Origin of the sequence: Phenylobacterium conjunctum, from assembly GCF_042679085.1 — a bacterium.
In the GTDB taxonomy this organism is placed as follows: domain Bacteria; phylum Pseudomonadota; class Alphaproteobacteria; order Caulobacterales; family Caulobacteraceae; genus Phenylobacterium; species Phenylobacterium conjunctum.
Genome location: NZ_JBHTLQ010000001.1, coordinates 44603 through 70993 on the forward strand (window position 1 = coordinate 44603; position 26391 = coordinate 70993).

Here is a 26391-nt window from a genome sequence, read left to right on the forward strand (position 1 = left end):
GGTTTTCGGACCGCCGCGGGCGCGCTAAGCCGCAGGCCGAACAGGGGGTAATTGCGATGTTCAAGCCGACCGATCAGGCCGAGGTCCTGCTGCCCTGCAACGACCTTCAGCCCACCCTGGACTTCTTCGTGGGTGAGCTTGGTTTCCGCATCGACGTGATCTTCCCGGCCGACCATCCGCAGGTGGCCAGCATCTCCGGGCGGGGCGTGCGCCTGCGGCTGGAACCCGGCGACGGCGATCCCGGCCATCTGAGACTGGCGATGGCCGATCCCGGCGAGGGCCGGGTGCTGACGGCGCCCAACGGCACGCGCATCGAGTTGGTCGAGGCTGATCCGCCGGTGGTGATCCCGCCCCTGGTCCCCGACTTCGTTCTGACCCGCTACGGCAATGATCCGACCAGCGGCCAGGGCCGGGCCGGCATGATGTACCGCGACCTGATCCCAGGGCGGCTGGGCGGACGGTTCATCGCCTCGCACATCTCGATCCCCGGCGGCGGGCTGCTGTCGGACTGGGTCCACTTCCACAAGATCCGCTTCCAGATGATCTTCGTCCGGCGCGGCTGGGTGAAGGTGGTCTACGAGGACCAGGGCGAGCCCTTCGTGATGCAGGCCGGCGACTGCGTGCTGCAGCCGCCCCGCATCCGCCACCGGGTGCTGGAGGCCTCGGTGGGCCTGGAGGTCGTCGAGATCGGCTGCCCGGCCCTGCACGAGACCTTGGCCGATCCGGAGATGGAGCTGCCCACGGGCCGCGTCCTGCCGGACCGTGACTATGGCGGCCAGGCCTTCCTGCGGCACGTGGCGGCGGACACCGCCTGGACGGCGTTCGGCGACGGCTTCGAGCGCCAGGACACCGGCATGCTGGCCGCAACACGGGGGATCGGCGACTGCTACATCCTGCGCCCCGGCGCGTCGCGCGACCTGGCCCAACCGGCGCATGCCGGCGAGCTGATGTTCGGCTTCGTGCTGGAAGGGACCGCGGTCCTGGAGCGCCAGGGCGAGCATGCGCTCTCCCCCGCCGACGCCTTCGTCATCCCGGCCGGCGAGGCCTGGGGCCTCAAGGACTGCTCGGAAGACCTGCGCCTGCTGCAGGTGGTGGTTCCGTAATCAGGTCCCTTCTCCCCTTGTGGGAGAAGGTGTCAGCGAAGCTGACGGATGAGGGGTCTCTCAGCCCTGTCCACCTGCTTTCCAAGCGCCAGATAGGGGCGTGCTACCCCTCATCCGACCTGGCTCCGCCAGGCCACCTTCTCCCACAAGGGGAGAAGGTGACTAAGCGCGCACCCGCTTCCAGATCACGTAGCTTACGCTCAGCAGCACCAGCCACGGGACGCCGATGATCCAGGAGATGTTCCAGAAGTCGGTGTCGAGGCCCATGGTGACCAGGATGCCGATCAGCAGGGCCAGGCCCGCAAGCTGCATCCAGGGGAAGAAGGGCATGCGCACCGGCAGCTCTTCCGGCGGGTGGCGGCGGCGGAAGGACAGGTGGCTGAGGATGATGACGATCCAGGTGAAGATCGCCCCGAAGGTCGCGATCCCGAACAGGTAGTTGTAGGCGAGCGGCGTGAGCTTGGAGATGGCCGCCATGGCCATGATGCCCAGGCCAGAGGCGACGATGGCCGGCGTCGGCGCGCCGTCCTTGTTCAGGCGGCCGAACACGGTGGGGGCGAAGGACCCTCGGCCCAACGAGAACAGCATCCGCGAGGCCAGGTAGATGTTGGCGTTCATGCCGGACAGGGCGGCGCTGAGCACCACGAAGTTCATCAGGCCGGCGGCGTGCTGCAGGCCGACATGGTGGAAGACTTTCACGAACGGGCTCTGCTCGACCAGCTTGGCGCCGGTCTCCGTCCAGGGGACGAAGCTGACCACGATGGTGAGCGCCAGCACGTAGAACAGGCCCAGGCGGACGGCCATGCTGCGCAGGGCGGCGGGGATGGACTTCTTGGGGTCGGGGGTCTCGCCGGAAGTGACGGCGATCAGCTCGGTGCCGGTGAAGGAGAAGATCCCCATGATCACCCCCATCCAGACCCCGTGGAGGCCATTGGGCATGAAGCCGCCGGGCAGGCCGGTGAGGTTGTGGAAGCCGACCGCCGGCTGGCCGATGCCCAGCAGGGCCGAGGCGCCCAGGATGATGAAGGCGACGATGGCCGTCACCTTGATCATAGCGAACCAGTACTCGAAGCTGCCGAAGCTGTGGACCGAGCGGGAGTTCACATAGGTCAGGATGACGGTGAAGCCGGTGGACCACATCCACAGCGGCGTGCCCGGGAACCAGTAGGTCATGTAGACCCCGGCGGCGACCGCCTCGCCGCCCACGGCGACGATCTGGGCCATCCAGTAGGTGTAGCGGACCAGGAAGCCGACCCACGGGGTCAGATAGGTCTCGGCGTAGGCGCCGAAGGACCCCGCCGCCGGGTGCATGACCGCCATCTCGGACAGGCTGAGCACCATGCACACGGCGATGAAGGCGGCGATGGCGTAGCTGATGATCACCGCCGGGCCGGCGTAGCCGATGGCGATGCCGCTGCCCATGAACAGACCGGTGCCGATGGCGCCGCCCAGGCCGATCATGGTCATCTGGGCCCGCGACAGGCCGGGCCGCAAGCCCGCCTCGCGCCGTGTGATCTCGGCTTCGTCCACCCGCATGTCCCCCGCTTGACGAAGCTTCCATGAACGGGGTTTCGCCGGCGATGGCAAGGCCGGGGCGGTGAGCGCATTTTCGGCTGGACGCGGGCGCCTTGGCGGCGGACTAGGGGAGGGTGCTCTCGAGGGGGAAAGCCATGAAGACGATCCTTGGCCTGGCGGCCGCGCTCAGCCTGGCCGCCGCCGCGCCGGCCCTGGCCGACACCTATGCGATTGAGCATGTGACGCTGATCGACGGTCTGGGCCACGCGCCTCAGGCCGACATGACGGTGCAGGTGGACGGCGACCGCATCACCGCGGTCACCCCCAGCGCCCTCGCCAAGGACCTCAAGGGCAAGCGCATCGACGGGCGCGGCAAGTACCTGATCCCCGGCCTGATCGACGCCCACATCCACCTGAAGGGCGGGGTCGCGCCGCAGGCCGACGCGGCGGCGGCCCGAGCCTCGGCGACCCAGGCCCTGGCGAGCTTTCTCTATGCCGGAGTGACCTCGGTCTACGACGCCGGCAACCAGGCCGACGTGATCCTGCCCCTGCGCGCCGACGAGCGGGCGGGCAAGATCGCCTCGCCCAGGATCTTCGCCACCGGCAATCTGATCACCTATCCGGGCAGCCACGGCGACAGCATGTCCGTCCGCATCTCGGACTTCGAGAAGGACAAGGCGCTGCTGGACAAGCACATCGCCGAGCAGCAGCCCGACGTCTTGAAGATCACCTATGACGAGGAAGGCTGGGGGTCACGGCCGATGATCACCCTGATGCCCCAGCCGCTCATGGAGCAGATCATCAAGTACTACAATCAGCACGGCATCCGGACGACTATCCACGTCTCCAATGAGACCCGGTCGCTGGAGGCCATCTACTCCGGCGCCGACAGCCTGGCCCACCCGGATATCCAGGGGCCGGTGAGCGACAGCTTCGTCAAGCTGATGGCCGCCAAGAAGGTCCCCTTCGCTAGCACCCTGACCATCGGCGAGAACTACAGCCGGCTGGCCGAGCATCCGGAGTTCCTGGACCAGCCGCTGTATGTGGCGAGCTTCAGCGCCGCCGACCGCGAGACGATGAAGACCAAGGTTCGCGCCGACTACCAGGCCCGCCACTGGACCTGGTGGATGAAGGTGATGACGCCGGTCTGCCTGGAGAACATCCGCAAGATCGACGCCGCCGGCGGGGTGGTGGCCCTGGGCACCGACCAGTCCAGCGGCCCGGCCACGCATCGCGAGATGGAGCTCTTGGTCCAGGCCGGCATCAAGCCGCTGGAGGTGCTGAAAATCGCCACTCACAACGCGGCGCGGCTGTTGGGCAAGGAAGACGAGCTGGGCTCGGTCGAGGCCGGCAAGTTCGCCGACCTCGTCCTCTTGAGCGCCGATCCGACCGCCGACATCAACAACGCCAAGCAGATCGCCTGGGTGATGAAGGCCGGTCAGATCATCGACGAAAGCAAGCTGCCTCTGGCGGGGGCTAAGCAGGCGCGTCGGTTCGCGGAGTAGGAGCCCTTCTCCCGCGGAGGAGAGAAGGGCGTCCTCGGCAGGCCTATTTCGCAGGGCAGATCAGGTACTTCTCGCCGGTGGTCTTCTTGTTGTAGGCGGCGATGATCGCGGGATCGAGGGCTTCGGCCAGGCTGATCTCGTGCGAGTAGTGGCTGGCGAAGGTGGTCTTCAGTTCGTCGGCCACGCGCTGGCGCAGCTTGGCGGCCTCAGCGGCGCCGATCTTCATCAGGAACGGGGTCAAGAGCCAGCCGCCGACGCCCCAGGACATGCCGAAGCCGCGGTTGAGTTCGGTCGGGCGCATGTCCAGGCCGCCATAGATGTAGACCTGCTTGTAGGTGGTCGAGCCGTAGCGGCTGTACTCGCTGGCCTTGCGGTTGGCGGCGATCTCCATGGCGGTGAGGATCTGGCCGGCCAGCTTGCCGCCGCCGATGGCGTCGAAGGCGAGCGTCGCGCCGGTGGCTTCAAGGGCGTCGGTCAGCTCGGCCATGAAGTCGGGCGAGGTGGAGTCCACGACGTGCTTGGCGCCGATGCCCTTCAGGATGGCGGCCTGTTCGGCGCTGCGGACGACATTGACCAGCTCCACCCCGTCCTTGAGGCAGACCTTGTTGAGCATCTGGCCGAGGTTGGAGGCGGCCGCGGTGTGCACCAGGGCGGTGTGGCCCTCGCGGCGCATGGTCTCGACCATGCCGAGCGCGGTCAGCGGGTTGACGAAGCACGAGGCGCCGTCGCGGGGCGTGGCCCCTTCCGGCAGGACCAGGGCGTCGGCGGCGCGCACCGCGCGATGCTGGCCATAGGTCGCGCCGCCCAGGATGGCGACGGTCTTGCCCATCAGGGCCTGGGCTTCCGGCGCCGCGCCGGCGGCGATCACCACGCCCGCGCCTTCGTTGCCCACCGGCATGGACTGGTCGAGGCGGGCGGTCAGGGCCTTCAGCACGCCTTGCGGGATCTGGCCGGTGACCACCGGGCGGTCCTTGGTCCCCGTGACCTTCAGGCTCGAGGCGTCCACCGGGCCCAGCAGCAGGCCGAGGTCGGACGGGTTGATCGGGGCGGCTTCGATGCGGACCACGATCTCGTCAGCCTTGGGCTCGGGGACCGGCACCTCCACCAGGGACAGTTCCAATTCGCCGCTGGACTTGGCCAGGGAACGCAGTTGCAGGCTGGTGGCGGTCATCTTCGGGGTCTCCCTCGTCTGTGATTGGCCGGCAAAAGAGCCTGTCGCAGCGTCAGGCGCAATGGCGCTTCATTTCAATTGCGCGTCATGAGATCGTGCGCGGCAGAGTCTTTGAAGGAGCCGCACCTTGTCCCTCGTCGTCCACCACCTCGGCGTCTCGCAGTCCGAGCGCATCGTCTGGCTCTGCGAGGAACTGGGAATTCCTTATGAGCTCAAGGTTTACGCCCGCGATTCCGTGACCCGCCTGGCGCCTGAGGCCTACAAGGCCCTGCACCCCATGGGGATGGCGCCGGTGATCACCGACGGCGATGTGGTGCTGGGCGAGTCCGGCGCCATCGTCGACTATATCGTCCACCGTCATGGCGGCGGGCGGCTGGCGGTGAGCCCGCAGGCCGACAATTTCGCGGACTATTGCTTCTGGCTGCACTTCGCCAATGGCTCGCTGGTGGCGACCGAGATGCTGGGCATGGTGGGCAACGCCCTGGGCGTCGCCGCCGATCATCCGGGCCGGGCGTTCAGCAAGGCCCGCAGCGACAAGGCCTTCGCCCTGGTCGAGCAGCGCCTGGGCGAGGCGGACTATTTCGCTGGCGCCGAGCTGACCGCCGCCGACATCATGATGGTCTTCCCGCTGACCACCATGCGCATGTTCATGCCCCGCGACTTCACCGGCTTCCCCAACATCCAGGCCTATCTGAAGCGGATCGGCGAGCGTCCAGCCTATCGCCGGGCCATGGAGAAGGGCGACCCGGGCCTGCCCCTGATGCTGGCCTAGTAAGACCGTGGCAGGTCGAGCACGTGCTCGGCCAGATAGGCCAGGATGAGGTTCGTGGAGATGGGCGCGACCTGGTAGAGGCGGGTTTCGCGGAACTTGCGCTCGATGTCGTACTCCTCCGCGAACCCGAACCCGCCATGGGTCTGGATGCACATGTCCGCCGCATGCCAGGAGGCTTCGGAGGCCAGCATCTTGGCCATGTTGGCCTCTTCGCCGGCGGGCAGGCCGCGCTCGTAGCGGCCGGCGGCCTCATAGGTCATCAGCTTGGCGGCGCGGACCTCGGCATAGGCCCGGGCGATGGGGAACTGGATGCCCTGGTTCTGGCCGATGGGCCGGCCGAACACCACGCGGGACTTGGCGTACTCGCTGGCCTTGCCGACGAAGTAGCGGCCGTCGCCGATGCACTCCGAGGCGATCAGGATGCGCTCGGCGTTCATGCCGTCGAGGATGTAGCGGAAGCCCTTGCCTTCCTCGCCGATCAGGCACGAGGCCGGGATCTCGAGGTTGTCGAAGAACAGCTCCGTGGTCGCATGATTGAACATGGTGCGGATCGGCTTGATGGTCAGGCCCTTGCCGACCGCCTCGCGCATGTCGAGCAGGAAGACGGAGATGCCGTCGGTCTTCTTCGACGCCTGGTCCTTGGGCGTGGTGCGGGCGAGCAGCACCATCAGGTCGGAGTGTTCCGCCCGGCTGATCCACACCTTCTGGCCGTTGACGACGTACTTGTCGCCCTGGCGGATGGCCGTGGTGGAGATCGAGGTGGTGTCGGTGCCAGCGGTGGGCTCGGTGACGCCGAAGGCTTGCAGCCGGATCTCGCCGGAGGCGATCTTGGGCAGCCAGGTGGACTTCTGTTCCGGGCTGCCGTGCCGCAGGACCGTGCCCATGGTGTACATCTGGGCGTGGACCGCCGCGGCGTTGCAGCCGCTGGCGTGGATTTCTTCCAGGATGGCGCAGGCCGCGCTCAGCCCCAGGCCCGAGCCACCGTATTCCTCGGGGATCAGCACGCCCAGCAGGCCGGCGTCAGTCAGGGCCTGGACGAAGGCCGTGGGATAGGTCCGCTCCCGGTCCCGCTCACGCCAGTACTCGCCCGGAAAGTCGGCGCACAGCCGGCGCACGGTCTCCAGGATCGGCTCGAGGTCGTTGGTCGTGTCCATGTCAGGGCCTCCGCTTCGACGCCCTTGTGGCCGAGCGGGAGCCCGGACGCCAGGGGCGCGACCGCCTTAGGCGGCTGACCGAGCGTCAGGGAAGGGGCGCCCCGTCACGGGCGCCGATGTGTCAATCACAGGCGCCTTGCAGATTCCCGGCGGTGTGGCGCGACGACTCGTGGCGCGGCCACGGTTCCGCTTTCTAGGTCTGGTTCCGCTAGACTTTGAGGGGAGCGGGCGGATGCAAGGCCAGAAATCCACACGGCGACAGGTGCTGTCGGCCATCGGCGTGCTGGGCGGCTCAGCCCTGCTCTACAACATGATGACCACCATGGGGTACGCCGCCGAGACCCAGTTCGCGGGGCCGCCCAAGCTGTCGGGCGCCAAGAAGGGCGCGAGCGTGGTGGTGCTGGGCGCCGGGCTCGCCGGCATGCTGGCGGCCTATGAGCTGACCAAGGCCGGCTACAAGGTCCAGATCCTGGAGTACCAGGACCGCTCGGGCGGCCGGAACTGGTCGCTCTATGGCGGCGACACCTATACCGAGCTGGGCGGGGCGACCCAGAACGTCAAGTTCGCGGCTGGCAACTATCTGAACCCCGGCCCCTGGCGCATCCCGCACCATCACCGCGCCCTGCTGCACTATTGCAAGGCCTTCGGGGTGAACCTGGAGCCCTTCATCCAGTTCAACCACAACGCCTTCGTCCACAACACCGAGGCCTTCGGCGGCGCGCCGCAGCGGTTCCGGTCCCTGGCCGCGGACTTCGAGGGGCATGTGGCCGAGCTGCTCGGCAAGGCCCTGGACCAGAAGGGCCTCGACGCCGAGATGACGGCGGAGGACCGCGACCGCCTGAAGGAGGCGCTGCGGGACTGGGGCATGCTGGACAAGGACTTCAAGTACGCCAAGAACCTGCGCTCGTCCGAGCACCGCGGCTTCGACCGGCCCCCCGGCGGCGGGGTCAACGGGGCGCCGAGCCCCTCGGAGATCTTCGGCCTGTCCGACGTGCTCGACTCCGGCGTCTGGCGTCAGATGTCGTTCTTCATGAACAGCGAATTCCAGACCACCATGTTCCAGCCGACGGGCGGAATGGGCATGATCGGCAAGGCGTTCGCCGCCCAGATCCCGGGGCTGACCACCTACAACGCCAAGGTCACCAAGCTCATCCAGGACAAGAAGGGCGTCACGGTCACCTGGAGCGACACCGGCACGGGCAAGGTGAATGAGACCAAGGCCGACTGGTGCGTCTGCACCATTCCGCTGACCATCCTGTCCCAGATCGAAAGCAACCTGTCCGACAAGATGCAGGCCGCGGTGGCCGCCGTGCCCTACACCAACTCGGTCAAGATCGGCCTGGAGATGAAGCGCCGGTTCTGGGAGGACGACTACGCCATCTATGGCGGCCACTCCTTCACGAACCAGGAGATCGGCCTGATCTCCTACCCCAATAACAACCTGTTCAAGGATGGGCCGGCGGTGCTGCTGGGGGCCTTCTCCAGCGGCATGGGCGGCTATCACCTGGGCGGCATGAGCCCGGAGGAGCGGATCGAGGTGGCCCTGACGCAAGGCTCAGTCTTCCATCCGGACAGCTACCGCAAGGAGTTCCTGAGCGGGGCCTCGGTCGCCTGGAGCCGGGTGCCCTGGATCCAGGGCTGCTGCGCCCGCTGGACCGAGGAGACGCGCCAGGCCCACTACCAGGACCTGGTGGCCATGGACGGCCGGGTGGTCCTGGCCGGGGAGCACGCGTCCTATGTCGGCTGCTGGATGGAGGGCGCGCTGCTCTCGTCCCTCGACGCCATCACCCGCCTGCACAAGCGCGCCCTGGAGGCCTGATCATGACCCGTCTCGTGAAGTCCGGCCTTGTCCTGGCCGCCGCCCTCGTCCTCGCCGCACCCGCCCTGGCTGACGAGCCAGGCCCTGGGGGCTCGAAGCCGCCGGTCCCGAAGACTGGGGCCGAGGTCTATACGATGGTCTGCCAGTCCTGCCACATGGCGGGCGGCGCCGGCGCCAAGGGCGCGGGCATGATCCCGGCGCTCGCCAACAATCCCAAGCTGAAGGTCGCGGCCTATCCGATCGTCATGGTCGCCAAGGGTCGGGGCGGCATGCCCTGGTTCAACGACACCCTGTCGGCGGACCAGATGGCGGCGGTGATCACCTATATCCGCACCAACTTCGGCAACGCCTATGCCGAGCCGGTGACCGCGGCGGACGTGGCCAAGCTGTCGCCCAAGCCCGCGGCGGGCGGCCACTAGGCCTTCCGCGACCTCAGGGCCAGCGCCAGGAAGATCAGTGTGAGGACGATGGTGACGACGCTGGCGTAGTGCTCCGGCGGGTGATGCCCGCCGGCGCCCTTCAGGAACCAGCCGTCCACCGCCATGAGCCCGCGCTCGACCAGGACCATGGCCAGCATGAAGGGCACGAGGGTGCGGTAGCGCAGGCCGACCACGATCTCGATGATCCCGTGCGGGATCTGGAGGGCGCCGAACCACGCGAAGACCGCGATGATAGTCTTGGCCTGGGCGCCCAGGTTGATGTGGGCGATTACGCCGGCGCCGCCGTCGGGCAGGACGTAGTGGATCAGGCCGGGCGCGACGGTCCCGACCCCGAGCAGCACCAGGAACCAGGCCGAGGCGGTCGCGCCCCGATAGTCGGCGTTCGTGCTGGGAGGCAGGAGGCTCATGCGGCGGCGCCCAGCAGCAGGGCGATCTGGCCCAAGGCGGCGGCCAGCGCGATGGCCAGCCCGACCCAGATGCGCGGGGAGGGCAGGAACATCATCATCGGCCGGGTGGGGAAGGACGCCGTCTCCGGCATGGCCGCGAACTTGAATTCATGGGCGCCGTTGAAGCGCGGGTCGCAGACCAGCTGGGCGAGGTCGCGGCGGCTGCGGTAGCGCATGTAGCCGATCATGGTCCAATCGGGGTCGGCCGGAACGCCCCAGGTGTCGACGAAGGGGCCGATCTTGCGCGCGGCGATGGCCGGGTGGCCGCCGCGGGCGAACAGGGCGGGCAGGAACATCTTGGTGTAGCCCTCCATGACCTCGCGGGCGGGCTTCTGCTCGCCGGTGGTCGGGTCGGCGATCGTGCCCGGCGCCAGGCGCACCAGGTTCAGCATGAAGAACTCCCGGCCGTCGTCGGCCAGGAAGAAGGCCTTGATGGCGTCGAGGCTGTTGCGGTCGGTGGCCTCGGCGCTGTCGGCGCGCATACGCTCGACGAGGCTCTCCACCTCGGCCGGGCGCAGCGGCCCGCGCCAGTTCTGATACCAGGCGAGGAAGGCTGCGTAGAGGACGAGGGCCAGGCCCCAGACCCAGAAGGTGGTCATGGTCGGTCTCCGAATGTCAGGCGAGCCAGGGCGTGCAGCCGGCGGCGTCGAGAATGGCCTTGAGGCCTGGCGCGTCGGCTGCCGCGGCATAGCGGGCCTTGAGCGCCGCCAGCGAGCGGGCGTGGTACTTCTGCGGGCCCTGGACGTAAGGCCCGCCGGGCAGGTCGACGGTGAAGCTTTCCGCGCCCTCGGCCAGGGCCTTGGCGTTGGCGGTGGTCCAGGGCAGGAAATAGCGGCCCACATAGGCCAGGATCGGCGCCAGCGTCGGCGCAAGGCTGTCCCAGGTCTCGAAGGCGCCGTCGTTGCGGGGCTCCAGCATGCGGTGGCACCAGTCCAGCACGGCGGGGCCGCGCGCCCGGATGCCGGCGCCGCAGGTCGGGTCTACGGAGCATTCGTAGAGCTGCGCCGCCAGGCCGAAGTCGCCGAAGCTGGGACGCGCGCCGAACAGATAGGGCCGGGCCTGCAGGTGCGGCTCCAGCAGGTCGAGCAGTTCGAAGTAGTAGGCGCTGATCAGCGGCGCGGTCTCGGCGCTGGAGCCCACGAAATGGCCGCGCCCGGTCATCCGCTCCCGGATGAACTGGGTGCGAGCGGCGATCTCCTCGGTCGAACCGAAGGGGGCGCTGAGGCGGGCGAGCGTCTGGGCCGAGGCCCGCTGGTCCACCTCCGCCCACCAACGGTGATGGAACATCAGCTTGTTGCCCCACTCGTCGCCGAACTCCTCGATCAGGGCCGACAGGAAGGCCAGGGCCGGATCGTCGGGATGGATCGAGGGCTCCGGGTGCTGGGCCTCCACCGTCTCCATGATCGGGGTGGAGTCCTGCAGGCCCTCGCCTGCGGGCGTCGCCACCGTCGGCACGATGGGCAGCCGGGCGTAGCGCTTGTAGTCCTCGTCGTTTTCCGCGCGCCGGGGGACCCATTCGTGCGGCAGGCCCTTGAAGCGGAAATAGGCGCGCACCTTCACCGAGTAGGGCGACATCTCCGAGCCGAAGATCCGGTGGGTCATGGGGGCCTCGTTCAGGGTTCCGCCCGGCGGGCGAGGAAGGTCTCGGCGATCCGCTCGCCGTGGGTGTCCTGCAGGAAGTGGCCGGCGTCGGCGAACACATCGAAGCTGGCCTGCGGGAAGCGGCCGGCCCAGGCGCGGCCCCAGTCCTCGGTGAACACGTTGTCGGCCCCGCCCCAGATGAAGTGGATGGGCTTGGTCCAGGTGTCGAGGGCGGCGAACCAGCGGGCCTGGTCTGCAGCGGCGCCACCTTCGGGATTGTAGAAGGGCAGGCTTAAGGGGAAGCGGCGAGGGCCGGCATGGCCCTGTCGGCCAAGGCCCTCGAAGGGCGCGTCATAGGCTCGCCGAACGGCGGCGGCCTCAGGTGTGAGTTGCGGATAGGTCCCGGAACTGACGATGCCGTAGAGATCCTGGGCGGTCATGTGGCCGAGCGAGACCATCATGAACCAGCCCAGGGACAGTTTGTCCGGCACGTTCAGGCCGAACAGGCCATCGGCCTGCCACTGGGCGTTCCAGCGGCGCAGGGCGTCGGTGTAGGCGTAGGCCTCGTGGTGCAGCCAGGTGTTCATGATCACCAGCCGGGCGAACCGCTGCGGCGCCTCAGCGACCTGGGCCAGGCTGATGGGGCCGCCCCAGTCCTGGCAGAAGAGGGTGATGTCCTTCAGGTCCAGGGCCTGGATCAGGGCCCGCTGCGCGGCCACATGGCGCAGGATCGAGTACCAGTCGTCCTCGATGGGTTTGTCCGAGCGGCCGAAGCCGATGTGGTCGGCGGCGATGCAGCGATAGCCCTCGGCGACCAGGCGGTTGAGGATGTGGCGGTTGAGGAAGCTCCAGGTCGGCATGCCGTGCATCAGCAGGGCGACAGGACCGTCTCGGGGGCCGACATCGACATAGGCCAGCCGCAGGCCCTCGAAGGTGATGTAGGCGGGGGCGTGGTCGAAGTCCGGCAGGCCCTGAAAGGCCGCCTCCGGCGTGCGCAGGAACGCGACGCCCTGATCCGTGGTCAGCACCTGGCTCATCCTGTCCTCCCAGGCCCCGTCTTTCGCGGGATCGGGTGAGCCTAGTCTAATGACATGAATTGTGTCGATAGTTTCTATGCAGGCCCGGCTTGCCTTCCGCAGCGCGCGGCGTGCATGCCTTCCGCAAAGACAAGCTCGCGGGGGAAACCATGCACGTCGACCTGACCGGACGCACCGCCCTGGTGACCGGCGCCTCCAGCGGCTTCGGCCGTCACTTCTGCCAGTTGCTGGCCCGCTCGGGCGCCGAGGTGATCGCCGCCGCCCGTCGCACCGAGCTGTTGGACAGCCTGGTCGCCGAGATCACGGCGACGGGCGGCAAGGCTCGCGCCCTGCGCCTGGACGTCGCTGACCAGGACCAGGTGATCGCGGCGCTCAGCGGGCTTGAGCGCCTGGATATCGCCATCAACAACGCCGGCGTCGCCTCGCCCACCAAGGCCATCGACATGGAGGCCGCCGAATGGCGCGGCGTGTTCGACGTCAATGTCAACGGCGCCTTCTTCGTCGCCCGCGAGGCGGCCCGGATCATGCGTAAGGCGCAGACCGGCGGCTCGATCATCAACATCGCCTCGATCACCGGCCTGCGCACGGCGCTGGCGGCCTCGGCCTATGCGCCGTCCAAGGCGGCGGTGATCCACATGACCAAGACGCTCGCCATGGAATGGGCGCGGTTCGGGGTGCGGGTGAACGCCATCACGCCCGGCTATATCGAGACCGACCTGAACCGCGAGTTCCTGCAGTCGGCCCACGGCGAGCAGATGCGGCTGCGCATTCCGCAGCGCCGGTTCGGCGAGATTTCCGACCTGGACGGCCCGCTGCTGCTGCTGGCCTCAGACGCCTCGCGCTACATGACCGGCAGCGTGCTGGAGGTGGACGGCGGGCACCTGGCGAGCCCGCTTTAGCCGCCCATCGTCTTGGCGCGCAGACGGCGCATGCCGCCGATCCAGCGGTCGTAGTCGGCGGTCTTACGCTGCATATAGGTCAGGACGACCGGGTGCGGCAGGATCAGGAACTTCTCTTCGGCCAGGCCGGCGATCACCGCCTCGGCGGCTTCGTCCGGGGTGAGCACGCCGTCCAGGCTCTGGGGCGAGCCTGAGCCACCGGCGCGCAGCATGGCCGTGTCGACCCCTTGCGGGCACAGCACCGAGACCGTGATCCCCTGGTCCCCGTGGGTGATCGACAGCGACTCGGCGAAGCCGATGGCCGCGTGCTTGGTGGTTGAGTAGACCGCCCCGCCGATCTGGGAGAGCAGACCCGCGGCCGAGACGGTGTTCAGGATGTAGCCCCCGCCGCGCTTCACCATGCCCGGGATCACCGCCCGCGCGGCGTGGACATGGGCCATGACATTGACGTTCCAGGCCCGGTGCCAGACGTCGTCCGGCGACGAGGCGGCGTTGTTGCGGTCCGGGTCGCCATCGCCGACGCCGGCGTTGGCGCAGAACAGGTCGATGCCGCCGTGGCGCGCCTCGATATCGGCGACCATTTTGGCGGTGGCCTCACCGTCGGTGACGTCCAGCGTGACGGCCTCGCCGCCGATCTCGGCGGCCACCTTGGCGGCGCCCTCGCCGTTGCGGTCGACCACGATGACCTTGGCGGCGCCTTCCTTGGCGAAGCGGCGGCACATGGCGGCCCCGATGCCATCCGCCCCACCGGTGACGACGACGATCTTGCCCTGGACGTTCATGGTGTCTGCCTTCCGCTTATCTTGCGGGCGGAACCTCGACCGGATCGTCGGGATTGGCAAGGCGCCTCTAGGCTCGCAAGCGGCGCCTGACTAGGGTGGGGTCAGGACTGTTCGGAGTATCCCCATGACGCTTTCCCGCCTCGGCGCCGCCCTCGTCTCGACGGCGCTCGCCTCCACCGTGGCGCTCTCGCCCCTCGCCGCCGTCGCCAAGCCCCTGTCCGCGCCGCAGCGCGCGATGATCCTGAAGGCCGTGGATGATGACGCCGGCCAGATCTCTGACGCCGCGATGAAGATCTGGAACTTCGCGGAGGTCGGCTACCAGGAGACCAAGAGCTCGGCCCTGCTGCAGGAGCAGCTGAAGGCCGCCGGGTTTGAGGTGAAGGTGGGTGTGGCGGGCATGCCCACCGCCTTTGTCGCCAGCTACAAGAACGGCAAGGGCCCCGTGATCGGAATCCTGGCTGAGTACGACGCCCTGCCGGGCCTGGGCCAGGCGGCCGAGCCGACCAAGACCCCGGTTGCGGGCCGCGCGGCCGGCCATGGCTGCGGACACAACCTGTTCGGCGCGGCCTCGGTGGGCGCCGCGGTCGCCATCAAGGACTGGATGGTCAAGAACAAGGTCCAGGGCGAGCTGCGGGTCTATGGCAGCCCGGCGGAAGAGGGCGGTTCGGGCAAGGTCTATCTGGTCCGCGCCGGCCTGTTCGACGACGTCGACGCCGCCATCCACTGGCACCCGGGCACCGAGAACTCGGCCGCTCAAGGGGTGAGCCTGGCCAATATCAGCGGCAAGTTCCGCTTCTACGGCGCCTCGGCCCACGCGGCCGCCAACCCGGACAAGGGCCGCTCGGCCCTCGACGGTGTCGAGGTGATGGACGTCGCCACCAACTATCTGCGTGAACACGTGCCGGAGAAGGCCCGCATCCACTATGTGGTGACCAGCGGCGGCGGCGCGCCCAACGTCGTGCCGGACTTCGCCGAGGTCTACTACTATGTCCGCCACCCCGATCCGGCGGTGGTCAAGGACGTCTGGTCCCGCGTGGAAAAGGCCGCCCAAGGCGCCGCCATCGCCACCGGCACCACCTACAAGATGGAAGTCACCGGCGGGGTCTACGCCCTGTTGCCCAACGACACCCTGGGCAAGGTGATGGACGCCAACCTGCGCAAGGTGGGCGGGATCAGCTGGACGCCGGAAGAGACGGCCTTCGCCAAGACCCTGCAGAAGTCCCTGACCAGCGCGCCGGACCTGGCTTCGGTGCAGAAGATCGACCCCTACAAGATCGAGATGGACGGCAGCGGCGGCTCGACCGACGTCTCCGACATCAGCTGGGTGACGCCGACCGTGGGCCTGCGCACCGCCACCTTCGTGCCGGGCTCGGCGGGCCACAGCTGGCAGAACGTGGCCGCCGCGGGCACGACCATCGGGACCAAGGGCGCGGTCAACGCGGCCAAGACCCTGGCGCTCACCGCCGCCGAGCTGTTCCAGAGCCCCGACGTGCTGAAGAAGGCCAAGGCCGAGCTGGCCGAGCGGCGCGGGCCGGACTTCAAGTACCAGGCCATGCTGGGCGACCGCCCGCCGGCCCTGGACTACCGCAAGGCGCCGAGCGCGGGCGGCGGGTCGGAGTAGGCTTGCGACTTGCAGGCTGTCCGTCGACTGCCGGTGGCCAAGGAAAAGGCGCTCTTGGGGAAGAAATTCCCCAGGGGCGCCTTAAGTCCCGGGTTGTGATAGAAAACTATTTCTCGAAGCGGCGGAATTACCCAAATTTGGCGAAGTCGCAAAGGTTCCGGTGCGGCCTCGTGGTCTGAACCGCTCAAGCCTTCAAATGTCGCGGGGCTTGGCTGCGTGAACACTGGTCACTTGAGAGCAAGGCGGTGTTTTGTCGCAGCGAACGACTTCCGGGGCGTCGCCAATTATTGAAATATAATTTCGTCTTCGAAGCCACCAATTAAACAATAATAGAAATAATAGTGGATCTCGGATTGTAGAAAATCGAGTATGGGCTGAAAGGGTTGTCGCAAGGTGACGGCAATTGCTACTTTGACTTGATATTATATTCGTCCCCATTCCACTGACTGGCGTCTCCTGTTCGCTTTTCCCCAGAATAGGGTACGCGTTCCTGCCTCGTATCCGACAATGTGCAGGGGCGAGGTGTGTCGCAGCTAGCCTCGACGTCAGAGATCGGGTGTGTGGCGCGGCGATGGGCCGCCAGAGGCGAGGGGGGAGGCTTGTCCTTCCTAGTTTGGGGGAGACGAGTTGCCGGGCCGTATTCTGAATCTGTTGCTCAGCGATGCGTCGAACGATGTCATCCGTTCAGAGGTCGAGGCCCTGAGCTGCGCCAGCTTTGGGAGCCGGGACGACTCGCCTCTCGGACGCGCCGATTTCCGTGACCAGCTTGCGGCCATCGTCGTGCGCGCCCTGGGCGCCGCATCTGTCGCCGGACTGGTCGTCGACGGCGCCGGACGGGTTCTGTCCATGACCCCGATGGCCAGCCAAGCAATCACATCGGAAGAGGTGCTGGCTGAGCGCACGGCTGGGACGCCGGTCATGCTCAACAGTTGCGCACGTTCAGCGGTTGAGCGCTTCCAGGTGAATCCTCAGCTCGAGGGCGCTTCTGCCGTGATTGAGGCGAGTGGCGGCCCATTGCTCCTTGAGATTAAGCGGCTTTGGCGTGACGAGACCGGGCCTGCAGGGCAGTTGCTGGTCTTGGTCGTTCGCCATCCCAGCACGCGCGACCCGCTTGCTGATCGTCTTCGCGCAGCGTTCGACCTAACCCCCGCTGAAGCCTCTGTCGCCCTAGCGCTTTGCACCGGTCAGTCTCCGGACGAAATCGCCGAGAACCGAGGCGTCAAGATCGATACGGTTAGGACCCAACTTCGGACACTTTTCAGCAAGCTGCGTGTCAAGCGGCAGGCGGAGCTCGTCTCGCTGTTGCTGGCCTATGCATAGGTCCCTGCAAGTCGGGATCGGGGTGAGAGGGATCTATGCGTGATCGCGCCCTGTCTCCATTGGCTGGCTTGTCCCCCCAGCTGACCCCCGTAAGCGGGGACGACATGATGGCGATCGTGGCCGCACATGAAGCCCACGCAGCCGGCCGGCCGACAGGCGCGCGCAAATTTCCCCGCTTCATCATCGCTCGGCGCAGTATGCTTAACCGGCGAGTGCTTCCTGAAATCGATTTCACCGGAGCCGACCTGGAAGACAGCACCTTCATCGAGGCGGATCTCACGCGGGCCCTGTTTTGCGGCGCCGTCCTGAGGCGCTGCGATTTCAGTTTCGCCCAGTTGACAAGGGCAGATCTGCGGGGAGTCGTCTTCGAGGGGGCTTGTCTCAACTGGGCGCGGCTCGATGAGGCAGATCTGCGCGCCTCGATCCTCGTCTACCGCGGCGGCTTCGCTGAGGCTGGGGCTTCGCCAGCCGAGGCGAGCCTGCGCGGGGCGAGCCTCAATGGGTCCAGACTGGATGACATTGACGGGCGGGGTGTGGACTTTTCCAACGCGTCGATGAAAGGCGCTGACCTTAGGCGCGCGAACCTAAACGGCGCGAGGCTATCGAACTGCAACTTCGACGGCGCGAACTTTGCGGGCGCTAAGGTCGCTGAGGCCGATTTCCGCGGCGCGATCTTGACGAATGTCGATCTGAGCGGACTGAATCTGCCCCGCGCTGCTCTTGCGACATGTGTCATCGATCCTAGCCTCGAAGCCTTGGCTAGGCGCCCAGGCCTGATGCGCCGGGTAGATGATGGCGAGGCATGGGGCATGACCGCTGGGCGGGCGGGGCGCGTGGCAGATCTCAACGGCGAAGACCTGCGGCCCCTCGGTCCAGCGCTAAGGGGCCGCAAGCTGCCAGCGCTTGTTGGCCGGAATGTTTGCGCGGTCGGACTAGACTTCTCACGCTGTCTGCTGGTCGGAGCAAACTTTGAGGGTGCAGACCTGCGTGGGGCCAACTTTATGAATGCGGATCTAAGGGGCGCGAGCTTCCTTAACGCCAATCTCGCCCACGCCAACTTTCACGGCGCTGATCTGAGCCCCCTCGAACTGCTGTCCGGTCGCCTACATCCCGTGAACCTCGAGGGGGCCGTGCTCGATGGGACCGGCATTGTTCGCGTCCTCGAGCTTTGACCGGAAGGCGGGTTTCAGGAGTGCTTTATGAGTGACCCCTCCGACGCGGCACATGCTGCCGAACGCGCCAGGGCCAAGCGACGGCTCCGGATCAATGAAAACACCCCTGTCATGATCTATCATGAGGGGCGCGGCTTGCCTGGAACGGTAATCGACCGCTCCGAGGCGGGCTTTCGCGTCGCCCTCGTTCCCCGCGTGAGAGTGGACGGCCAGGTCGTCGTTGAGGATGTTGGGGGGGCTCGTCGGTGGACCTGTAAGGTCATCTGGCAGTTGGGGGCCCATGTTGGCCTTGAGCGGCTTGATGTCGAGCCGCCTCAAGCTTGAGTGTCAGGCGGCTTGCGCGGCCTTCGCCCCGCTAGGCGGTTGGCCTGTCAAGGCGATAAGGGCTTCCATATTCAGAGCGTGGCATGACCAGGCGCGCGCCCCTTCTTTGAAGAGCGCCAGCCGCTCTGAGAGCCCGGCGATCACCTCGGGTGACCAACCTCTTTCAAGTCCCTTGAGGGTCTCGACGACCAATGCGAAGTGCCCCGAAGGCGTTGATATGAAGATCAGCACCCTTGCGGCGATTTCACCGTCCCATGCAGTGCGCCAGGGCCAGTAAACCGGCGTAGGCTGACCCCGGAAGTCGCAGTAGCCTACGAGCCTGTTTTGCCGGGTCGAGAGGGGTACGAAGGCCTGCGCCCCCTGGGTGACCGCGGTTATGGCGCTAAGCGGTATCGCCCAGTCGCGGTCTGAAGTCGCGATCAGATAAGGTTGTTGGGGCGGCGCGCCAACGCCGTTGCGCGTCTCCTCGTCTAGGGCCCGGGTCGTCAGTCGGGCGTATTGGGTCATGAGGTCCAGCTTGGACATGCCGTTGGCGCTCAGGCGAAAGATTAGACCCTCGGCCTCGTCAACATGGATGCCGTCCACGCTTAGACCATCGGACGCTGCGCTTGCGTGCAGAGCGGGCGGGCCGAGCTGGCGGATGTCTAGGGCGCGGTCGACCGCCAGCGCCAGGCATCGTTCCGCGTCTGGGCCTACCAACACAACTGACGCGGGTTCGATGCTTGCCTCGCGCACGGTCCCAGTCATGGCGACGCTGGGTTCACATACGCAATAGGTCCATCCCCGGTAGGTCACTCGACCGAGGGAGCCGTGGATGGCGGTGGTGTTTGGGACGATTTCGACGCCGGGCAAGGTCGCAAAGACGTCGGAGACTGGTATCGCAAGCTTCGCGCCGCCCCGCTCCACGAGCAAACATTCGCTCGCTTGGGCGGTCATGCGTTCGATCTTTTTGGCAGTATGGTCGGCGACGAAGACGGCGCGTCGGAGCACCGCATCGGTAATGTCCAGGAATGGCTGCCCCTCGAAATTGGATACTTGCGCTGCTAGGTCGGGCGTGGCGCTTGGCGTGAGGGCGGAGACTTCATCGGTCTGCAGTCCGTCGCTTGCGACCACATCAACAATTCGGTCGATGAAGATTGCGGTGACTCTCTGCTCTATCCGCAGGACAAGGGCGTAAACTTGAGAGGCGTCTCGGGTCTTCAGGCCTAGGAGGTCCCGAACCGTCAGGACTGGGATTAGCTCGTCGCGGATGCGAGCAAAGCCCTCCGAGGCGTCGCCAAAGGCTCGGCCAGCGCTATTGAACCCTTCGACCAGCGCGACCTCGCGAACGACGCTGACAGGGAACCGCAGGCCGAGGCCCCCAGCTTCAACCAGGACCAGTCGTTCGGCATGCCCAGCCATGCGGCTACTGGACCTTAGACTTCAGGTTGGCGATCAGTTCGCCGACCTGACTAGAGACCGCCTGTTGATTGGTCGATTGGTCAGAGATGTCGCGTATGGCGTCGCTAGAGCGGGCGGAGTAACCGACAATGCGCTCCAGGGAGATGCGAGCGTCTTCGGTCTGCTCACGTCCGATGGTTGCGCGAGTTACGGCTTCATCTATCAAGCCGGAGATTTGCCGAGCTGCGGAGGCCGACCGCTCGGCCAGTTTGCGCACCTCTGCGGCCACGACGGAAAAGCCAATACCGTGGTCTCCCGCACGCGCCGCCTCGATGGCGGCGTTAAAGGCCAAAAGGTTAGTCTGGTTGGAGATTTCGCCGATCACAGACACGATCTCGGATACTCCAGTGGCCGACTTCTGAATCTGCTCGATGGTGCCCAAGGTCCGAGTTATCGCCTCAACGCCTCGCTCCGCGGCGGTGCGAGAATCGGCAGAAAGTTCGCGAGCTTCGTCGCTCATCTTGCGAATGTCAGAGATGGAGGAGGCGAGATTCTGCATGACACCGCCCATCTGGTGGGCGCTGTCGCCGATGGTGCGTTCCAGGGCCACCGACTCCGTGACGTCGTAGGCGTATTTGATGACGCGAATGACTTGACCTTTGAGGTCTCGGATCGGGTTGTAGGTGGCTTCGATAAACACATCGCGCCCGAATTTGCCGATCCTGTGGAAGCGCCCAGACTTGGATTGACCCTTAGATAGTTGTAGCCAGAAGTCGCGATATTCGCGGCTCAATATGTAATCTTGTTGGCAGAATATAGAGTGATGTTGACCAATTATCTCGCGCAGAGAATATCCCATAGTTCTGATGAAATTCTCGTTGGCAGATATAACATTGCCGTCCAAATCAAACTCAATTACGGCTTGGGCGAGATCGATCGCTTTTAGCTTGCTGGAAGCCTCGACCGTCTTGACCTTTTCCTCGGTGATATCCGTGGCGAACTTGATGATTTTGTGCACCCGGCCGTCCAGTCCGATGATCGGATTGTAGGTGGCCTGGATCCAGACGTCGCGACCGTCGACGCCTACACGCCTGAACTCGCCGCTGTAGTATTCGCCCCGACCAAGTCGTTCCCAGAACCGGACATAGTCCTCGGTCTGTACGTAGCTGGCCTCACAGAACATGCGGTGATGACGTCCGGCGACGTCATCAAGTTTGTAGCCCATAAGATTGAGGAAGTTCTTGTTGGCCGACAGTATGGTTCCGTTCAGATCGAACTCGACAACGGCCTGGGCGCGATCTATGGCCTTTAAGGCGCCCTCCTGCTCAAGGGTTTTTAGCTTATCCTCGGTGATGTCGTAGGCGAATTTCACAACCTTCGCTGGTTTTCCGTGCATATCTAAGATCGGGTTGTAAGAGGCCTGTATCCAGAATTCGCGACCGTTCTTGCCCAAACGGCGAAATTCGCCATTTTGAACTTCTCCCTCGCCTAAGGCGCGCCAGAATTGCCGATATTCGGTAGATTTATTGGCTCCATCCGGCATGAATATTGAGTGGTGCTGCCCCTTGATCTCCGCCAGGCTGTATCCTGCGAGGCCTAGGAAGTTCTCGTTGGCGTTGAGGACATATCCTTGGGGGTCGAACTCGATCACAGCCTGGGCGCGGTTGATCGCAGCGAGGAGGCCCTGGTGCTCAAGGGTCATCCGCTTGGCGTCTGTGATATCGACCGCGATAAGGTGGATGGACTCGATCGCGCCATCTCCGCGGGACTTCGGCACATAGGTCGCTCGTACCCAGACCTCTTCGCCGTCGGCGGCGCGCATGCAGGTCTCGGTGTCTTGGGGGCGACCTTCAAGTAGATTGCGCCAAAGGGCTTGTGCGGCGCGCTCGTGATCCTCACCAACACACTGGATGTCCGCCAGCCTCAACCCCTCAGTGGCCTGCGTCCGGATGAGTCTGCGGAAGCCACTATTGCTGTTCAGGCAGACGCCAGATGGCGCGAACTCGGCGATGCAAACTGCATGGCTAAGCAGTTCGAGGGTTTCGGTGCTGACCTGACAGTCTCCCAAGGCCACGGGGCCTTCGGTGAGAGCGCATGCGTCGACCTTCGCCCCGGTGACAAGGGGCGCGCCATCGTCGGAGGCGGGCGTTGAGGTGGGGGAGAGCGTGTCCATACTGGCCCTGGTCCTGCAGGTCGAGATTGGGAGATTGGATCTTGGGTTTGAACTAGGCGCGCGCGGCCGATGCTGACCGTGCGACTGGCGGCTCAGATCGGCCCAGCAAGGTCTCCGGCCCTGCGGCCTCTAGGTCTAGGCGCGGGGCGACGGGAGCCCCTCGCTGCACCAGCGCAAAATTCTTCAGGATGAACATCGATCAGCTCCCCTAAGTCGCAATGGTTATTTCGCAAGATGCAGGAGCGGAACTTTGTGATCGGCATGGTTACCGATGCGTAAAACAGTCGATAGGTGGCTTCATAATTAATTTGATTGGGGCGGCATGGTGGAAGATATACTCAATTGAGACTGCCCAAAATCAGCATAGTTCGAAATGCGTAATCAATATGGATTACGTAAGGCTGATTCCGTGGCGAATTTTTACTGGTCTCCAGTTGCGTGAGGCGCCTGACGCCGCTTACGCCTCAGCGTACTGTTGAGCCTAGCTTCCTCAATGACGGCAGCGAGGGTCTCGGGGCGTATGGGTTTGCCAAGCGCGCCATCAAAGTCGTCCATCAGCGCCTTGCCCGCCCCATCGCCGACCAGGTCGGCCGACAGAGCGTAGATCCATAGGTCTTGCCCCCCAGGGAGGCTGCGGATCCTCTTCAAGCACTCGTGGCCGTCACACTTCGGCATTCTGAGGTCCATCAGGCACAGATCGAAAAAGTCCGGCGTGTGCTTTCGCGCGAGTTCGTAAGCTTCCTCGCCATTAGCCGCGAAGAAGGGAGTGCAGTTCTCGGCGGACAATAGATGGGAAAGTACGAGCCTGATCGCAGGATTGTCCTCTGCCGAAAGGACATTCAACGACACGGCCGAGGTGGGCTGGTCGGACGGCAGCGTGGGCGCAAGCGTCGGCGTTGAGAGAGGCGGCGTGGCAGCGGGGATTGTGACTGTGAAGCGGGCCCCGCGGCCCGGGGAACCCTCTGCGCTGATCGAGCCCCCCATGGCGCTGACCAATTGTTGGCAGATTGGAAGTCCGAGGCCAATTCCGCCCAGGCTGCGGCTCAGTAAGCTTTCCACCTGCTCGAAGGGCAAGAACAGGCGTGCGATGTCTTTCTCGTCAAAGCCCAGGCCGCTGTCCTCCACGCGGATTGTGAGCTGATCTTCCGCCCAGTTGGCGTAAACCTGCACGCCGCCGACTTGGGTGAATTTCACTGCGTTAGCGGCCAGATTGCTGAGAATCTGGCGCAAGCGCAGAGCATCCAGAACCAAACGATCAGGTAGTGCGACTATCGAGACCTGGAAGGTGAGGCCCTTCTCTGCGGCTCGGGCCACGAAGGGCTCAAGGCTGTTGGTGAGGATGTCGCGCGGCGAGCAGAGACTCGGTAGAATCCGGAACCGGCCGCTCTCCAACTGAGCGGCGTCCAGCAGATCATCGACGAGCGCGGTGAGCGTGGCTGTAGCTTCCCCGATGCTTGTGGCGAAGTCGTGCACCCTCTCGCTCGGCTGCTGCCGTAGGCGTCTGGCCAGACCGTCAATGGTGGTCAGAGGCGTCCTCAGTTCGTGGCTGACATTGGCGAGCAGTCGGTCTCTGGCTCGGGTCGCAGCTTCCGCCAACTTGCGTGCAGCAAGGGCGTCGTCCAGGGCGGTAGCGCGGGCGGACTCCATCTCCGTAATGTCGTGCGCAATCTTGAAGACGGTCTCCAACTCGCCATGGATGTTCAGGATCGGAGCATAGGCGCCATGCAGGATGATCAGGCGACCGTCTGACGCGCGCCTTCTGAAGGAGGAGGCGAACCGCTCCCCCCGCTCCAGCCGATTCCAAGTATCGACGAAGGCCAATAAGTCCACTTCTGTTTCAGGAACCAGGGCAGCGTGATTCAGGTGCTTCAGCGCCTCGGGGCCGTATCCAAATAGATCTAGGAACTTTGCGTTCGCAGAGAGAATGGAACCGTCTGGCCGGAGCTCAACGACGATATTTTCCTGGTCAAAAAGCTGAGCCAGTACTTCACGCATAACGATTCCGCCCCCATGTCAGGGGCCGGAAGGTCAGTTCGCCTTATTCGGCGCGCAACCCAGATATTTGGTACAGATTTTGGGTAGGTGGCCCGGCTTGCCGACGGGGTTGGTGTTTCATTGCCGTTATGGGCAGATGCGCCATGGCGTTATCGCTTAGAAAGCATCAGCTCATCCTCGAGGCGGCCGTCGCGGCCTTCCTGGACAATGGCTACAGCTCAACGAGCATGGACGAGGTGGCGCGTCGGGCGGGCGTGTCCAAGCGCACGGTCTATCGGCACTTCGCCAGCAAGGCGGACCTGTTCGAGGCCATCGCCCACCAGGCCTTCGCCCAGTTCAAGGCGGCCTATGAGACAGGCTTCGAGCCGGGACGCCCGATCCAAGAGCAACTCGGGGCCATCGCCAGGACTGAGGGCGCGCTGTTCACCTCTGAGCGGTTCATGCGCCTGGGGGCGGTGCTGTGGGCCGAGACCTATCGCGACCCGGACCTTGCCGCGCGCGTGCCGCGGTTCCAGGACGATTCCGACGCCCTGGCCGGCTTCATGGCCGACGCCATGGCCGCGGGGGTCCTGCGAAAGGCCGACCCGCGCCGGGCCTCAAGCCACTTCAAGGCGCTTCTGAAGGCTGAGGGCTTCTGGCCGCACCTGGTGCGCGGTGAGGTCGTGCCGACTGACAAGATGGCGGTGATCGAGGCCGAGGCGGTGGCCCTGTTCCTCTCCCACTATGGGCCTGAGGGGTAAACTCACCAGTTTACTTATGGCGGGCTCGCGGGCTTAATCCCCCACCAGACGGGAGGACGACGCATGGCGCAGACCATCAAGGCGAACTGGGGCGAGGCCGACATTCCGGACCAGACCGGCAAGGTGATCCTGATCACCGGCGCCAATAGCGGCCTGGGCTATGAGGCGACCCGGATGCTGGCGGGCAAGGGCGCGCATGTTATCATGGCCTGCCGCGACGCCGCCAAGGCCGACGCAGCTGTGGCCGAAATCCGCAAGGGCTGGCCGACCGGGCGGATGGATGTGATCGCCCTGGACCTGGCCGACCTCGACAGTGTCGCGGGCGCCGCCGAGCGGGTGAAGGCGCTGGGCGTCAGCCGTATCGACGTCCTGATCAACAACGCCGGGGTGATGATGCCGCCCAAGCGGCTGACCACCAAGCAGGGCTTCGAGCTGCAGTTCGGCTCCAACTTCCTGGGCCACTTCGCCCTGACCCGCACCCTGTTCCCGCTGATCGCGGCCAACGGGCGGATCGTGAACGTCGCCTCCATCGCCGACCGGCGGGGCGATATCCGCTGGGACGATCTGCAGTGGACGACGGCCTATAACCCCTCGGCCTCCTACGGCCAGTCGAAGACCGCCAACCTGTTGTTCAACCTGGGCCTGACCGAGCGCCTGGCCAAGGCCGGCAGCGGGATCACCGCGGTGGCCGCGCACCCCGGCGTGGCGGTCACCAACCTGGCTAACAACAGCATCCTGGGCCGCTGGCTGTGGCTGCTGAAGCCGATGGTCGCACTGGGCATCGGCCCCAAGTCGCACAGCGCCGCCAAGGGCGCTCTGCCGGAGGTCTACGCGGCCACGGCCGAGATCGAGCCCGGAGCCTATTACGGCCCGGCGGACCGGTTCACGGGCCCGCCCGCGCGGGCCGAGAAGGACCGCTCCGCCCACTCCGCCGACGCCCAGAGCGCCGAGCGCCTGTGGGCCATCGGCGAGCAGCTGACCGGCGCGCCGTTCAAGATCTGAGCGGCTACTGCAGCCAGCCCGTGATGCGGATCTTGCCGTCGGCGCTCGCGCCCTCGGCCCAGATCTGGCGGGTGTTGACCCAGGCGTAGTCCGGGCTGGCGGTGGTGAGCGTGACGTTCTCCACCAGATCCATGCCCGTGGCGGTGGGCGTCGCGACCCCCGTCGCCTCCATGGAGATGCGGGCGCCGTCGTCGGTCTCAATCACGCCGCGGATGTTCAGCTCGCCCCGGCCGTCGGGGCGCAGGCGGTAATAGTCCGTGCCCGTCAGTTTCCCGGAGAGGCGGCCCTCGGCGCGGCCGGCGAAGCCGAAGTCGAAGCGCGCGCCGGACGGCGGGATCGCCGCCTGGCCGGTCAGGATCGCCTCCAGGGTCACGCCGAAGTCGGTCGCTCCGGTGATCTCGACTTCGTACTCATAGATCTTCTCGCCACGCATGGCCGTC

24 protein-coding genes are annotated in these 26391 nt (G+C 65.8%); 12 read left to right on the top strand and 12 right to left on the bottom strand.

Features of this window, described 5'->3' with window-relative positions:
* Positions 1-56: 56 nt before the first annotated feature.
* On the top strand, positions 57-1103 hold the full coding sequence (locus ACFQ27_RS00220; RefSeq protein ID WP_377351939.1) for a hypothetical protein: 1047 nt from the start codon (positions 57-59) through the stop codon (positions 1101-1103).
* Between the two features lie 162 nt (positions 1104-1265).
* On the opposite strand, the gene ACFQ27_RS00225 is transcribed toward ACFQ27_RS00220, so the two are convergent.
* Complete coding sequence (locus tag ACFQ27_RS00225; protein WP_377351940.1) at positions 1266-2639, bottom strand: amino acid permease; 1374 nt, start codon at positions 2637-2639, stop codon at positions 1266-1268.
* 134 nt (positions 2640-2773) lie between these two features.
* On the opposite strand from ACFQ27_RS00225, the gene ACFQ27_RS00230 reads away from it, so the two are divergent.
* Positions 2774-4123 carry an amidohydrolase family protein gene (locus tag ACFQ27_RS00230; protein WP_377351941.1) on the top strand — a complete coding sequence of 450 codons (1350 nt, stop codon included), beginning with the start codon at positions 2774-2776 and terminating at the stop codon, positions 4121-4123.
* Positions 4124-4166: 43 nt separating this feature from the next.
* Here ACFQ27_RS00230 and ACFQ27_RS00235 read toward each other — a convergent pair whose 3' ends face one another.
* Positions 4167-5294: a zinc-binding dehydrogenase gene (locus tag ACFQ27_RS00235; protein ID WP_374345662.1), complete on the bottom strand. Its 1128-nt coding sequence runs from the start codon at positions 5292-5294 to the stop codon at positions 4167-4169.
* A gap of 127 nt (positions 5295-5421) precedes the next feature.
* Between ACFQ27_RS00235 and ACFQ27_RS00240 the strand changes: the two genes are divergently transcribed.
* A complete protein-coding gene (locus ACFQ27_RS00240; RefSeq protein ID WP_374345661.1) occupies positions 5422-6066 on the top strand; it encodes a glutathione S-transferase family protein in 645 nt (214 codons plus the stop codon).
* Here the strand turns inward: ACFQ27_RS00240 and ACFQ27_RS00245 are convergent.
* The gene (locus ACFQ27_RS00245) at positions 6063-7220 is read right to left on the bottom strand and encodes an acyl-CoA dehydrogenase family protein (protein WP_377351942.1); all 1158 of its coding nucleotides are present in this window, start codon (positions 7218-7220) and stop codon (positions 6063-6065) included. The genes ACFQ27_RS00240 and ACFQ27_RS00245 overlap by 4 nt on opposite strands.
* Before the next feature lie 232 nt (positions 7221-7452).
* Between ACFQ27_RS00245 and ACFQ27_RS00250 the strand changes: the two genes are divergently transcribed.
* Positions 7453-9039, top strand: a complete 1587-nt coding sequence (locus ACFQ27_RS00250) for a flavin monoamine oxidase family protein (RefSeq protein ID WP_374345658.1) — start codon at positions 7453-7455, stop codon at positions 9037-9039.
* A 2-nt stretch (positions 9040-9041) separates the two neighbouring features.
* Positions 9042-9458 (top strand): c-type cytochrome, encoded by a 417-nt coding sequence (locus tag ACFQ27_RS00255; RefSeq protein ID WP_374345657.1) that lies wholly within the window; start codon positions 9042-9044, stop codon positions 9456-9458.
* On the opposite strand, the gene ACFQ27_RS00260 is transcribed toward ACFQ27_RS00255, so the two are convergent.
* Genes ACFQ27_RS00260 through ACFQ27_RS00275 form a run of 4 tightly spaced genes read right to left on the bottom strand, consistent with a single transcriptional unit; the run spans position 9455 to position 12543 of the window.
* Positions 9455-9886: a hypothetical protein gene (locus tag ACFQ27_RS00260; RefSeq protein ID WP_377351943.1), complete on the bottom strand. Its 432-nt coding sequence runs from the start codon at positions 9884-9886 to the stop codon at positions 9455-9457. The genes ACFQ27_RS00255 and ACFQ27_RS00260 overlap by 4 nt on opposite strands.
* A complete protein-coding gene (locus ACFQ27_RS00265) occupies positions 9883-10524 on the bottom strand; it encodes a hypothetical protein (RefSeq protein WP_374345655.1) in 642 nt (213 codons plus the stop codon). Before ACFQ27_RS00265 ends, ACFQ27_RS00260 begins: the two co-directional genes overlap by 4 nt.
* A gap of 16 nt (positions 10525-10540) precedes the next feature.
* Positions 10541-11527: a glutathione S-transferase family protein gene (locus ACFQ27_RS00270; RefSeq protein ID WP_377351944.1), complete on the bottom strand. Its 987-nt coding sequence runs from the start codon at positions 11525-11527 to the stop codon at positions 10541-10543.
* 11 nt (positions 11528-11538) lie between these two features.
* Entirely contained in the window at positions 11539-12543 is a 1005-nt protein-coding gene (locus ACFQ27_RS00275; RefSeq protein ID WP_377351945.1) for an alpha/beta fold hydrolase, read from the bottom strand.
* Between the two features lie 149 nt (positions 12544-12692).
* On the opposite strand from ACFQ27_RS00275, the gene ACFQ27_RS00280 reads away from it, so the two are divergent.
* Positions 12693-13442, top strand: coding sequence for an SDR family NAD(P)-dependent oxidoreductase (locus ACFQ27_RS00280; protein ID WP_377351946.1), 750 nt, complete (start codon positions 12693-12695; stop codon positions 13440-13442).
* Here the strand turns inward: ACFQ27_RS00280 and ACFQ27_RS00285 are convergent.
* A complete protein-coding gene (locus tag ACFQ27_RS00285; protein WP_374345651.1) occupies positions 13439-14224 on the bottom strand; it encodes an SDR family oxidoreductase in 786 nt (261 codons plus the stop codon). The two genes, ACFQ27_RS00280 and ACFQ27_RS00285, sit on opposite strands and share 4 nt — an antisense overlap.
* Before the next feature lie 124 nt (positions 14225-14348).
* Here ACFQ27_RS00285 and ACFQ27_RS00290 point away from each other — a divergent pair, with 124 nt between their 5' ends.
* The 4 genes from ACFQ27_RS00290 (at position 14349) to ACFQ27_RS00305 (ending at position 18661) form a co-directional block, all read left to right on the top strand.
* Positions 14349-15845 (top strand): amidohydrolase, encoded by a 1497-nt coding sequence (locus tag ACFQ27_RS00290; RefSeq protein ID WP_377351947.1) that lies wholly within the window; start codon positions 14349-14351, stop codon positions 15843-15845.
* 627 nt (positions 15846-16472) lie between these two features.
* Positions 16473-17165 carry a helix-turn-helix transcriptional regulator gene (locus ACFQ27_RS00295; protein ID WP_377351948.1) on the top strand — a complete coding sequence of 231 codons (693 nt, stop codon included), beginning with the start codon at positions 16473-16475 and terminating at the stop codon, positions 17163-17165.
* Between the two features lie 104 nt (positions 17166-17269).
* Positions 17270-18337, top strand: a complete 1068-nt coding sequence (locus tag ACFQ27_RS00300) for a pentapeptide repeat-containing protein (protein ID WP_377351949.1) — start codon at positions 17270-17272, stop codon at positions 18335-18337.
* Positions 18338-18364: 27 nt separating this feature from the next.
* Positions 18365-18661, top strand: a complete 297-nt coding sequence (locus ACFQ27_RS00305; RefSeq protein WP_377351950.1) for a PilZ domain-containing protein — start codon at positions 18365-18367, stop codon at positions 18659-18661.
* A gap of 3 nt (positions 18662-18664) precedes the next feature.
* On the opposite strand, the gene ACFQ27_RS00310 is transcribed toward ACFQ27_RS00305, so the two are convergent.
* The 3 genes from ACFQ27_RS00310 to ACFQ27_RS00320 form a co-directional block, all read right to left on the bottom strand.
* Entirely contained in the window at positions 18665-20062 is a 1398-nt protein-coding gene (locus ACFQ27_RS00310) for a chemotaxis protein CheW (RefSeq protein ID WP_377351951.1), read from the bottom strand.
* A gap of 4 nt (positions 20063-20066) precedes the next feature.
* Positions 20067-22214, bottom strand: coding sequence for a PAS domain S-box protein (locus tag ACFQ27_RS00315; RefSeq protein ID WP_377351952.1), 2148 nt, complete (start codon positions 22212-22214; stop codon positions 20067-20069).
* Between the two features lie 420 nt (positions 22215-22634).
* Positions 22635-24209: an ATP-binding response regulator gene (locus ACFQ27_RS00320; protein ID WP_377351953.1), complete on the bottom strand. Its 1575-nt coding sequence runs from the start codon at positions 24207-24209 to the stop codon at positions 22635-22637.
* A 143-nt stretch (positions 24210-24352) separates the two neighbouring features.
* On the opposite strand from ACFQ27_RS00320, the gene ACFQ27_RS00325 reads away from it, so the two are divergent.
* Positions 24353-24949 carry a TetR/AcrR family transcriptional regulator gene (locus ACFQ27_RS00325; protein ID WP_377351954.1) on the top strand — a complete coding sequence of 199 codons (597 nt, stop codon included), beginning with the start codon at positions 24353-24355 and terminating at the stop codon, positions 24947-24949.
* A gap of 63 nt (positions 24950-25012) precedes the next feature.
* Positions 25013-25951 carry an oxidoreductase gene (locus ACFQ27_RS00330; protein ID WP_374345644.1) on the top strand — a complete coding sequence of 313 codons (939 nt, stop codon included), beginning with the start codon at positions 25013-25015 and terminating at the stop codon, positions 25949-25951.
* A 4-nt stretch (positions 25952-25955) separates the two neighbouring features.
* On the opposite strand, the gene ACFQ27_RS00335 is transcribed toward ACFQ27_RS00330, so the two are convergent.
* Entirely contained in the window at positions 25956-26384 is a 429-nt protein-coding gene (locus ACFQ27_RS00335) for a DUF3237 family protein (RefSeq protein ID WP_374345643.1), read from the bottom strand.
* Positions 26385-26391: the final 7 nt, after the last annotated feature.